We start from the raw sequence: 12,033 nt of genomic DNA on the forward strand, positions 1-12,033 counted from the left end.
GTACACACAGACCGACCCCCGGTCTTTCAATACAATTGCTTACCCCGCGAGGGTGAAACCGATTTCCGGGGGCCCGATGGTCAGGCGGACAAAAGCTCAATTCTGCCAATGGGTTATTTGTATTTTTATTTTTTGGATTTCATTGCCCCTGTCAGTGCCATGGGCCCCACCTCGTACCACCCGGGCTGGCGCTGGGCCTGGGGGAACCCCCGTACCTGGGGTGCTGCCTAGAGCATCCAAGCCCCCGGGGCGGTGGCGCTGAATGCCCCTTGACGTATCCCTTGTGCGGAAAACGATGCGGGTGTGTTCGACCAAGCTACTGTTATTGCAGGCATTTCAGCAATAAGGCCCTCTGATACAATATCAGGTGTTCTGGAATGTTGAGCCCTGAGACGGCCAATTGCCGGGTTGTGCTGCGCTGTCATCCTGTCATGCTGTGGGCATCCCACGGTCCAAGGGCAGGGCGTTAGTCCGGGGGTTCCTGGATTTGCAGTGCCAAGATGCTGAGTTTGTGACGTAGTGTCGCCTGCAATCGGGGGTTGAGCAGACCACTCAACACAACCAAAAGTAATACATAAGCAAAGATTTATGTGATAATAAACCGTCTCGTCCCGCGTTCGGTGTCTCAGGGCGTTTTCCGCCAAATGCCTAAGCGTGTTGGGCCTGCGGGAAGGGCACAACGACGGGCCTTGGCTTGAGAGGGCCACCGCTGGCCAGTCGCTCGACGGCTTGCCCCCACGCTTGCAGCGCCTCCTCCTGCTCATCGGCGTAGTCATCCACCTGATATACACATCCTTGAGGCTATTGGCCTTGTCGGCGCTCGTGTGGGACAGCACGGCCTCAATCACATCGGGCGGGGTTCCAAGCTTCTGCATCCCGGTCGCGGCGCTGCGGCGCAAATCGTGAAGCCAGAAGTTCGGAATGGTCACGGGCTCCTTGCGCTCTTCGTCCGCGATCTTCGCTATTCATGCTTGGAGCCTGTGCGGCGTTTGTATCGTATCTGATCAACAAGGGCAGAGCAGCGGGATTGATCAAAGAGTAATAGCTCCCAGATGCTTGTCTGCCGTGTATTCTTCGTGTCTTCCTTGCAGGGCCAAATACAGCAATAGCGCGAAGACCATCGCAAGGCCTAAACCTATTGCAATAAATGCGGTTCTATCGAGCATGATGTAACCCCCCCTTCGCGCGGTCAGCAGGATCAGGATACGCCCATGTGTAGCGCCGGTCTGTCCGTCGAAAGGCATTAGTCGGTTCGGGTTAAACCCAATTTTGCTCAATAAACTCAATGAGTTCCGCCAATTTAATAGTTGTCACAACTCGCAGCCTGTGGGGCGTCGAGGCTTCACAACTTGGGTTCTGTGGCCGCTCAGAATGCCCCTAAGCTTTTGTTTTTATTTTTATTTGTTGGTTTCACAACTTTTCTTTGTTTTCATCCGCGCGATCAGCCTTTTGGGACCAACTCAGCCACCCAGCCGTACGCGGGTGCTTGGGGAAGGGGCCACCGGGGCTTTCCTAGGGCGGAAGATACACTAGGGAGCCGCTCCAGTCGGGCCGAAAAAAGGGGGAGAAGCATAAGACAGGGTTGGGGAACTCTAGTCTCTTACTCCTCCCCATTGAGCTGAACCGGAAGGCGGGGCAGTAGGGTCTAGGGGCCCTCGCGGTTAGCTGGATCAGAGTACACAAAGAGAAAGCGCAGGTCTTTCAATAGATGGGTTTACCCAGAGCGGGTTAAGCCGGGTTCCAGGGTAGTTATGTGACCCAATCCATTGGCCATCTTGCCTTTACACCAATATTCTGACCCGAGACTCTTATCCGCTTTCGTTCCCGGGTTGTTCGGCTTGCCACGTTTTCGCGCCAGCCATATCATCGATGGTTTCGGAGAGGGGGAGAATCCGATGCGCATTGCGATGCCCGTGACAATCTTGACGCTACTGGCACTTGCAGGATGCCAGTCCACCGGCGATGACGCTGACGCCGTGCCTGCATCAGCCATACCGCCCGGCATGGCATCGTCGGTCACCGTCCCGGGTGGCGCGCCCGGCGATATAGCCGATCTGGTCAATGCTACCGCTGCCAGCGGGCAAAGCCAGTTGCTGGCACGCGGCTACAAAAAGACCATCCAGCAGGGCCAGACCACGTTCTGGTGGAACCCGACCACGACAATCTGCGCACAGGTCGTCACGAGCAACGGGCGATACCAGACGATCGGGGCGGCAGAGATGCGCTATTGCGGATACTGATCGGCGAGGATCATCGTTCCATCAATTGACGAGCGACCGGGATCGATTGATCCATTCGATGGTTTCGTGTTGGGGCATTGGCTTCGCAAAATAATAGCCTTGCATGGTGGAACAACCGAGCCGCCGCAATGTTTGCATGTCGGCTTCTGTCTCGACACCTTCCGCGACGACTTCTATTCCCAGCGACTTGCCGAGGCTGAGGATGGATTGCACCACGTTGCGATCATCGACCGATCCGGCAATACCATCGACAAACGACCGATCAATCTTGATCCGGTCGACATGGAGCTGGCGAAGCGACGACATCGACGAATAGCCAACGCCGAAATCGTCTATCGCAATCCGCACGCCCTCATTGGTCAGAGCGGCAAGTTTGCTCTTTACAGAGCGGATATCCTTGGCCGTGTCCTCGGTGATCTCGATTTCCAGCATCGCGGCGGGAAGATCGAGTCGACGCAATTTGGTAAGGATCAGGTCGTCGACGGCGATCTGCGCCATTTCACGCGGTGACATGTTCATCGCCACCTTGATGTGACCGAGGTTCATCGCGCGCAATGTCTGCATCATCGCGCATACATCCTTCAAAATGGTCCGAAACAGCGGTTCTGCCAGTCCGGACATCGATGCGACCGCCACCAGATCGGGTGCGGGGATTGATCCATGGCGAGGGTGGTTCCAGCGCACCAAGGCTTCCAGATCAGTAAGCTTGCGTCCTCCGGCGCCCAGGATAGGCTGGAACCAAACTTCCAAAGCGTCGCTGCTGAGTGCTTTGGCGAGGTCCCGCTCTATGTCGCGCCGCATTTCGAGGTGTTTGCGCAGGTCGTCATCGAAAATATAATACCGGTTGCGTCCCTCGGATTTTGCACGGTAGAGCGCAGCGTCTGCCTGAATCAGCATCTCGTCGATATCCCGCTCGTCTGATGCGCAAATACCGATGCTGACGCCAATACGGCCGGCGTCAAAGGTGGCAAATGGAATGGACATGGCGGCGATCAGCTTGGTAGCCACGATTGAAGGGGCATCCTCACCGAGCCTGGAGTCGAACAGGACGGCAAACTCATCGCCGCCCCAACGAGCCACAATAACGTCACTCTCAAGGCTTTGACGGAGTCTCCGGCTGACCTCGACAAGCACGCGGTCGCCTGCCTTGTGGCCAAAGGCATCGTTAATCCCCTTGAAGCCATCGAGATCGAGCAGCATCAGCGTAAGCCGTGTGGCACTTGCAGGGGGCAGGGATGCAACCGCTTGCATGAGCCCATTGCGGTTGAGAAGTCCCGTCAGTGCATCATGAGCTGCGCGATGCCCGAGCTCAACCGCCGCTTCCGTGGCCTGATCCCTGGCTGCTGCCAGCGACGCTGCCATGGCGGTGGCCTCGTTTTTCAACCGGCTGGACTGCCGGAACAGAGCTTCGCTTTCAAAGGCACCGCGCATCAGTGCTGCAAGGTAAAGTACTGCCGTCGCCGCCAGACAGTAGCGTTCAAACCCGCCCGCATAGATTAGGCAGCCGGCGACCGACAACAGCACCGGGACAATGTAACAGATGGGCATGCGCGCGTAAGCAAATCCGGCGGTTATAGCGCCCGCGGTAATCCCGCATATCACGGTCAGGTAGAAGACCGTTTGCGGGGCAGTGTATCCCTCGCACAGGATCGCGATGAAGGCCCAGACCACCCCCGATGCGGCAGCCATGGCCGATTGCCATGAGAGATGCTGCCTGACCGACGACGGATCCAGGTTCTTTGGCTCAGCCGACCCATCGGGATTGAGAAGGCGTACGGGGTACCGGCAAAGCACAATGCGCGCCACATTGACGACGCTTGACGCAAAAAACCACAACAACCCGGCTAGTCCAAGCCCGTAGTAGACGGCGACGAGCACACTGATAACCCCGAGAATGATGCTCACCGGCACCGATATCAGCATGCTCCGGCGCACGGCCATGAGCTGGTCGGCCAGGATCAGGTGATCCAACGACAGTGTGTCCGTTTCTGGCGCCTGTATGGTGCTCATCATCTCTGTTTCAGGAAAGGCGCTTGGAAGCGACCGGAAGATGCCACTGATTAACCCTTAACTTAGCATTAGCTTTGCCAGGGTTGGATGGCAATTTCCACGCATTAATTTTCGTAGCGTTAACGAATGAGAGCGTGCGGCTATCAGGCGGTGAGCGTCTTGAAGTGGTTGAGCATGCGCGTGGCATCGGGCTCGCACCCGGTGAATAGGCGGAAGGCGCCCACAGCCTGGAAAACGGCCATGCCGCCGCCATCGAGCGTGCTGCAGCCACGCCGTTTGGCTTCCGCCAGGAGCGCGGTTTCCAGGGGAAAGTAGACGATGTCGGCGACCCAGTGGCGAGATTCCAGCATCTCGGGAGGAAGCGGTACGCCCGGATATTTCACCATGCCCGTCGGCGTCGCATGGATGAGGCCAGCGGCAGCTTTCATTGCTGCAGCGAGATCTGCGCCAGCACGAACGTCGGAATCCGGGAAAAGCGCCGACATGCCTGCTACCAGCGCTTGGGCGCGGTGGATGTCCTGATCGAACACGGTCAGCGTGCGGAGCCCGAGCGCGAGGATTGCATAGGCCGTTGCGACACCGGCTCCTCCGGCGCCAATCTGCACGGCGGACGACATGTCGGCGTCGGGCAGCCCGCGGCGAAAGCTCTCGCCGAAGCCCCACCAGTCGGTGTTGTGGCCAAAACGCCGGCCATCTTTCAGCACAACCGTATTGACCGCACCGAGATTGCGGGCCTCATCCGACAGTCCGTCAAGCAGCGGGATAACCAGCTGCTTGCAGGGATGTGTGATATTCAAACCAGAAAAGCCGTCGAGCTCGGCCTGCCGCAACAGTTGCGGCAAGTCCGCGGGCGTCGCGTGGCGCTCACCGAGATCGATCAGTTCATATTCATAGGCGAGGCCCTGTGCCGCACCTTCCTGCATGTGCATCGCCGGCGTAAGGGACGCCTGGATACCGGCGCCGATCAAGCCGGCCTTCAACGGTTTGAGGAGTGTCTCGGTCATCTCGGGTTCCATCAATCGGAGGGGTGCCGGCCTGCTGCAAGCGAAGGCCGGCTCCCGAATTACTGTCCGCGCGCCGCGTCCAGTTGCTTGAACAGCGCAGCTACCGTATCGGCGCCGATCTCGGCACTGAATTTGTCGATCATCGGCTTGACCGCATCCCGGAGTTTCTGCGTCTCTTCCGGCGTCAGTTCGGTGACTTCCATGCCGGTCGCCTTGATGTCCGCGATGGCCTTCGCGTCCAGTTCACGCGAAACCTTGCGCTGATAGTCGCGGGCTTCCGTGGCAGCCGACTGCAGCAGCGCCTTCTCCTCGTCATTGAGGCCATCCCAGAACTTTTTGCTGATCAGCACGATCTGCGGATTGTACTGATGGCGGGTGACCGTCATGTATTTCTGCACTTCATAGAATTTGGCATTGAGGATGTTGGCGGCGGGGTTTTCCTGACCGTCGACCGTACCCGTTTCCAGCGCCGTATAGAGCTCGGTGTAAGGCAGCGGCACGGCATTGGCGCCGAGACTGTTGAACAGTTCGATCGGGATCGGTGACTGAATGGTGCGGATCTTCAGGCCCTTGATGTCCTCGAGCTTCGTGACCGCATGACGATTGTTGGTCAGATTGCGGAAGCCGAGTTCCCAATAGCCGAGACCGACGAGACCGGTGTTTGGCAGGAGTTCCATGAGGCTGGTGCCGAAAGGTCCGTCCATCACCTTGTCGGCTTCCTCGCCACTGTTGAAGAGGAAGGGCAGATCGACGGCGCCGAACTGCTTGACGTTGCCTGCGAGAATCCCGGCATTGAGCACGGTCATCTCGATCACTCCGCCTTGAAGCGCAGAAACGGTCTGCACGTCACCGCCCAGCACGCCGCCGGGGAAAAGCTTGACCTCGATCTTGCCGTCGCTCTTCGCGGCCACCAGTTCGGCGAATTTTTCCATCCCGGTCACTTGCGGATGGCCCTTGTTGTTGGCGGCAGCGAATTTGATCTGGTGTTCACGGATTTCGGCCATTGCCGGACCTGCTGCCAGCAAGACTAGCGGAACAGCAACGCCCATCGCTATTTTCATCAATCTGTTCAACATTGTTTTCCTCCCATGTTTGGCCGGGTTCTCCCTTCGGCCGGTTGAATCTTGCGTTCCTATCGCCCGAACCAGGAGCTCGGAACGGTCACCAGCTGCGGGAACAGGACCAGCAGCAAAAGGACGATGAGTTCAGCAATCAGGAAGGGCATGACACCCTTCATCAGCTCTTCCATCCTGAGTTTGGAAACGCCGCAGATCACGTTCAGAACGGTGCCGACCGGCGGCGTGATCAGGCCAATCGCGTTGTTGATGATGAAGAGGACGCCGAAATATACCGGATCGATGCCCGCCTGCTTGATGATCGGCATCAGCACCGGCGTCATGATCAGGATTGTCGGTGTCATATCCATGGCGGTGCCCACGACAACGACGAGCCCCATGATGGCGAGCAGCAGAAGGGTTTGATTGTCCATCAGCGGCTCAACGAGCTGGGCAAGTTCGCCAGGAACGTTTGCCACAGTGATCAGCCAGGCAGAAACGGCGGCGCAGGCGACCAGGAACATCACCACCGACGTGATTTTCGCCGCCGCCACAAAAACCTGGAACAGCTTGGCCGGCGGCAATTCGCGATAGATCACCATCGAAACGAACAGCGAATAGACCGCTGCGACGACGCCGGCTTCCGTTGGCGTGAAGACGCCGAACTTCAGGCCGATGATAATGATCAGCGGCAGCAGAAGCGCCCAGATACTGTCGAGAAATGCCTTGAGCCGTATCGCGCCACTTTGCTTTGCGGGCAGGGCGAATTGTTCCTTGCGGGCGACGATCGCCCAGGTGATGCACAATGCTCCGGCGATCAGCAGACCAGGAAAAATGCCGGCGAGGAAAAGCTTGGTTATCGAAACACCGCCCACCACGCCATAAAGGATGAACCCGATGGAAGGCGGAATGATCGGACCGATGATGGAGGCGGATGCCAGAAGTCCGCCGGTGCGCGCCGGATCATGGCCGGACTTGAGCATCATCGGGAAGAGCAGCGCGCCCAGTGCTGCCGCATCTGCCACGGCCGAACCGGAAAGGCTCGAAAGAACGCAGGCCGCGAAGATGGCGACAAAGCCGAGGCCGCCGCGCACATGGCCAACCATGGCCATGGCCAGATCGACTATACGACGCGACAATCCCCCGGTATTCATGACTTCGCCCGCCAGCAGAAAGAACGGCACCGCCATCAGCGGAAAGCTGTCGGCACCATTCAGGACGTTCTGGGCGACGATCTGCGCGTCGAACATGCCGAGATACATCATCAGCGCCACACCGCTGATGATCAACGCGAAGGCAATGGGCACACCCAGCGCCATTGGACCAAGCAGGGCACCGAGAAAAATCGTGACGGTCATGGCGTGCTCCTCAGGGCTTTGCGATCGGATGGGGAAGCGGCGGCACTGGATGATCGTCGAGCGCAAGCTGATCCTCACTGTCACGCACCAACTCGGCCGTCGCGATATCGATACGGCCCGTGGCGACTGCGAAGGCGTCCCAAAGGATGATCAGGAATGCGGGAACCCCGAAGGCGATGCCGGCGCCGTAGAACATGCCCATGGAAATGCCAGTGGCGGGGGCGGCGACATGCAGGTTGATGAGCGTCTGCGTCCAGCTTCCGCTGATCATCAGCCACGTCGCCCACAGCATCAGCGCCTGTCCGGACAGGACCGCAGCTTTTGCACCGAGCGGCGGCAGCTGCCGAAGCAGCGAATCCATACCGAGATGCGCGTGCTCCCGCATCGCGACGACGGCACCGAGGAAGGTCAGCCAAACGAAGAAGATCCGCGACAGCTCTTCGGAGTAAGTGATGCCGGCATTGAAGGCATAGCGCAGGACGACGTTGCCGAAGACCAGTACGATCATCCCGGCGAGCAGCAGCGCTATCACTGCCTTCAACAACAGGAAAAAGAATTCGATTATCCGGACCATTCGCTCCTCCCAGGCGATCTACCGCGCAATGCAGCTTGTCGTGACCGGCATTGGCCGGGGTCAGACTTGCGCGAGCGGTGCATCACGGTCGCTCCTCCAGCATTTCGTGACGCTCGTCCAAAATGTACGAACTAGTTCGAATGTCAAGCGATATCTCGGAAAAGCGCCGTGGGCTCGACATTTCCTAGGTCTTGGATTCGTCAGAATGTTTGAGTTTGCCGTGGCCGCGACAGGGATGTATCCCTTAGGTCACAGCTACACGAAGCCATCTGACAGCGTGGAGTTGCCGGTGAAAATTCCACCTTTTGTACGGGAAAGACCCGATAGACGTTCGCCAGACAATGGTGTTCAATCGATGATCCGGATTGTGCATTGGGACAAGGCACATGGGCGAGGAAGACCGGTTACTGCTTGGCGTGATCATATATGGCGGTGTCTTCGCCGCGGTCTGCGCGATGATTGCTTGGGCGATCGCCTTTCGCATGCACCCGCCCCGAAATGGGATCAAGCAGGGGAGACGAAAATGACAACAGATACCCTAGCACGCTTCCAAAAGCTGGTAGACGAGTGGGATCCAAGCGATTGGGGCCCGGGCGAGCGCGATCTGCTCGAAGACGTTGCCACTGAACTGCGAACCTATCGCCGAGAATTCGGCGAGCTGCTGGATTGGCGGCAATCGCCTGAATGGCGGCTACCGCAATAGATGCTCCTGTAGGTGGCTAATTTTCTTCTGTCACAATGGCCTAGTGGTTTCTGATCACGTTGAGAAAGATTGTCGCGATACTTGCCAGATGACTGTCGCCGCCTTCCAGGTAAGCCTGTCGGCCCGCTGCCGCGATTGCATCGAACAGGCGGTTTTCTTCGCCTGCCGTTTTGGCGATGTCTTCAACGATTTTTTCGCTATTTTTGACCTGCGGATACTTCGTGTTCAGATAGGTCACCAGCAGGCGTTTCCGGCGGTCGGTATCGTCGGTCATCGCACAGTAAAAGCCCCAGACAAACCACGTTTCTCCGACTTGCATGTCGTCATCGCTGATTTGGTTGCGTTGCCACTCGGGAAGATTTGCGCGCTGTGCATCGGCTGTCCTGCTCGCCAAGTCGTAAGCTTCGCTGTCTGTCTTGCTGGTTCCGGATGTCATGCCAACCTCCCGATAGAGCCAATCGGCCTGTCTGGGCCGCAGCATAACAACACCGACCGGCCGGCGACAACCTCAGACGAGTAGGGCTCGAGGTTCACACCTGTCGGTCCGCTCTGGATCGGCTCGGAGGTTCAATCACCGCAACACGCATCCATTTGTTGTTACAACGTTTTCGGATTTGGGATAATGTGCCTGCTAACTATTGGGGGGATAAGCAGAAATTGACGGTATCAGGCCAAGCACCGGCTCCATCGGGAAATATCGACGGTTCGAAATGGACCAGGTCTCTTCGAACTCTCCTCAGTCTTGCCATGGTCAGTTTGCTCATCGTGGTCTCTTTGACATTGGTGGGTTTGGATTACCGCCGTGCCCGCAATGCTGCAATCGAGGACACCAAGGCAAGCATGCGGGTGTTTGCTGATCGTCTCGTCGACCGGTTCGGCGTTCTTTCCGGGGACACGGTTACACTGGTCGAGATCGTGGCTTCTGTGGCGAACTCGCTGCTGACGCCGCCACCTGAACGCATGGATGACAAGATAGCCATCCTTCGCGAAGGCATGTCCAAGTCACCACATATTGACGGCGCCTATGTCGGATATCCCGATGGATCGTTCTTCCATGTCGTGAGCCTCAAGGCGAGCGGCTGGCGGATTGCTCTCAATTCACCGCGAGGCGCGGAGACGGCCGTTCGCTCAATTGAGAACGATCCTGCTGGCGGACAGTACAATCGGCTGATCTTCCTGGATGCCGACGGCAACCGGATGTTCGAGCACGCGGCACAGACCTCGGGATACGACCCCAGAACGCGGCCATGGTATAAGGCCGCCATGGGTCTCAGGACGCCGGTTTCCATCGGCCCCTATGAAATGGCGACCACCGGAGCCCTAGGCATGACTGTCGCCCAAGCGCACCGTGGCAACGGCAAAGTCGTTGTCGGCGTCGACATTGTCCTCGACACGATCATCGATTTTCTCTCAGCCGAAAGGATGTCACCGGATACGGTTGCGTTCATCGTAGATACTTCCGGCAATCCTGTTATCCATTCCGACCGGGCTATGATGGACCGGATATTGTCGCCGAAGGAAGCCGCGGATGCCGGGCTCTCGCCGTCCTCCGATCCGCTGATCCGAAGCGTTCTGTCCGACGACTCGTGGGCGGAGGAGGCCAGGTTCATTGATGTTGGGGGCCGGACCTTTCTCGTTATGGTCGCCCCGATTAAATCCGCGCTTCTCCTTGCTAACCACCGCGTAGTCGTGGCGGCACCGATGGATGAGTTGATGGCTCCTGCTAACGCGGCCCTTCTGCAGGGATTGAGCGTTTCGGTCTTCGTGGTCGCCCTGGCCGTCGTCTGCGCACTTCTCCTTGCTCGATTGATCACCAAGTCGCTCTACCTGCTCACTGACAGCGCAACCAGGCTGCAAAACCTTGATTTTTCCACTCCCATAGCAGTGCCTTCGCACGTCAGCGAGATTTCCATGTTGGGCAGAGCAATGAACAAGGCGCGCAACGCGATCTTCACCTTCGCGCTCTATGTTCCCAAGGAGCTCGTACGCAAGGGCATTGAGTCAGGCCATTTTACCGGCCGGGCGGCGTGGCGTCAGGAGGTGACGGCACTTTTCACGGATATCTATGATTTCACGACCATCAGTGAGCGCCACACTCCGGAAGAGGTGGTCGCGATGCTGTCGGAGTATTTCGATATTTTCAACGAGACCGTCGATGAACACGGCGGGACGATCATTCAGTTTCTCGGCGATTCGGTCTTTGCCATGTGGAACGCTCCAATTCCGGATGACAGGCACGCGGAGCATGCCTGCCGCTGCGCACTCAAGACCGAAGAGAAAATCCGTGCCTACAACGAGACACAGCGTAGCAAAGGATTGCCGGAGTTTCGCACACGCTACGGGATTCATACCGGGATGGCCGTCGTCGGCAGCGTTGGGGCGAGAGAACGCCTGCAGTATACCGCCATGGGCGACACCGTGAACGTCGCTTCCCGGCTTGAGGGAATGAACAAAACCTATGGGACAACTATTCTGGCCAGCGCTGCGGTCGCGGCGCTTAGCTCCGATAGCATCATCTTCCGCCAGCTTGGCACCGCTCAGGCGAAGGGGCGTGTCGAGGCGCTGGAAATCTACGAAGTGGTCGGTGAAATCCCCAGCCCCGTCTCAGATGAGGCGACGGCGGAGACACAGAAGAGATCGGCGTAGCCGGGTTGTACGTGGTTCGACAAGCTCACCATGGCAGGTGGTCGGCTGTTGGGGTGACCGAAGGCGCCCACCTTTCCGTCGTCCTCGGGCTTGACCCGAGGACCCAGATAAAGAGTCACAAGCGCCCGGCGTTTCAATGGGCAGAACTTTGAGTTATCTCGTGGGTCCTCGGGTCAAGCCCGAGCATGACGGAAGGGGAGTGCATTACGATAACGCGGGACGATTGGCGTGGACCAGATAGTTCCTTCAACGAGTGCCGATCAAAAAATCGCTGCGCACTTATCCACGTCCCCAAAACCTCGCTTATCCTATGGCTGTCCTTCCCGTGTTGGGGTGGACGGCTCCCAACGGCATCAAATGTGCCAGAATGAGTTCGTTGAAAGCTCAATCGAAGGAGACCGTCCGTGGACCAGATTATCCGAATTGGTATGGATACGTCAAAG

The 12,033-nt window shown here is 58.0% G+C and carries 9 protein-coding genes; 3 read left to right on the forward strand and 6 right to left on the reverse strand.

All coding sequences use genetic code 11. From position 1 onward, the window contains the following. The first annotated feature begins 1,838 nt into the window (after nt 1–1,838). Complete coding sequence (locus CU102_RS25460) at nt 1,839–2,240, forward strand: hypothetical protein (protein WP_133624685.1); 402 nt, start codon at nt 1,839–1,841, stop codon at nt 2,238–2,240. Nucleotides 2,241–2,261: 21 nt separating this feature from the next. On the opposite strand, the gene CU102_RS25465 is transcribed toward CU102_RS25460, so the two are convergent. From CU102_RS25465 to CU102_RS25485, 5 genes are all read right to left on the reverse strand, one after another. Further along, entirely contained in the window at nt 2,262–4,253 is a 1,992-nt protein-coding gene (locus tag CU102_RS25465; RefSeq protein ID WP_245425546.1) for a putative bifunctional diguanylate cyclase/phosphodiesterase, read from the reverse strand. 140 nt (nt 4,254–4,393) lie between these two features. Next, nucleotides 4,394–5,254: a shikimate dehydrogenase gene (locus CU102_RS25470; RefSeq protein WP_106713878.1), complete on the reverse strand. Its 861-nt coding sequence runs from the start codon at nt 5,252–5,254 to the stop codon at nt 4,394–4,396. Between the two features lie 59 nt (nt 5,255–5,313). Further along, complete coding sequence (locus CU102_RS25475) at nt 5,314–6,330, reverse strand: TRAP transporter substrate-binding protein (RefSeq protein WP_106713865.1); 1,017 nt, start codon at nt 6,328–6,330, stop codon at nt 5,314–5,316. A gap of 56 nt (nt 6,331–6,386) precedes the next feature. Continuing rightward, nucleotides 6,387–7,667, reverse strand: a complete 1,281-nt coding sequence (locus CU102_RS25480) for a TRAP transporter large permease (RefSeq protein ID WP_106713866.1) — start codon at nt 7,665–7,667, stop codon at nt 6,387–6,389. Between the two features lie 10 nt (nt 7,668–7,677). Then, nucleotides 7,678–8,241, reverse strand: a complete 564-nt coding sequence (locus CU102_RS25485; RefSeq protein ID WP_106713867.1) for a TRAP transporter small permease — start codon at nt 8,239–8,241, stop codon at nt 7,678–7,680. Nucleotides 8,242–8,764: 523 nt separating this feature from the next. Here CU102_RS25485 and CU102_RS25490 point away from each other — a divergent pair. Next, nucleotides 8,765–8,944: a hypothetical protein gene (locus tag CU102_RS25490; RefSeq protein WP_106713868.1), complete on the forward strand. Its 180-nt coding sequence runs from the start codon at nt 8,765–8,767 to the stop codon at nt 8,942–8,944. Nucleotides 8,945–8,984: 40 nt separating this feature from the next. On the opposite strand, the gene CU102_RS25495 is transcribed toward CU102_RS25490, so the two are convergent. Continuing rightward, the gene (locus CU102_RS25495) at nt 8,985–9,380 is read right to left on the reverse strand and encodes a hypothetical protein (RefSeq protein WP_133624683.1); all 396 of its coding nucleotides are present in this window, start codon (nt 9,378–9,380) and stop codon (nt 8,985–8,987) included. Nucleotides 9,381–9,691: 311 nt separating this feature from the next. Here CU102_RS25495 and CU102_RS25500 point away from each other — a divergent pair, with 311 nt between their 5' ends. Then, nucleotides 9,692–11,590, forward strand: a complete 1,899-nt coding sequence (locus CU102_RS25500) for an adenylate/guanylate cyclase domain-containing protein (protein ID WP_106713870.1) — start codon at nt 9,692–9,694, stop codon at nt 11,588–11,590. Nucleotides 11,591–12,033 lie beyond the last annotated feature (443 nt).

The sequence above is a fragment of the Phyllobacterium brassicacearum genome, from assembly GCF_003010955.1.
GTDB classification, from domain to species: Bacteria; Pseudomonadota; Alphaproteobacteria; order Rhizobiales; family Rhizobiaceae; genus Phyllobacterium; species Phyllobacterium brassicacearum.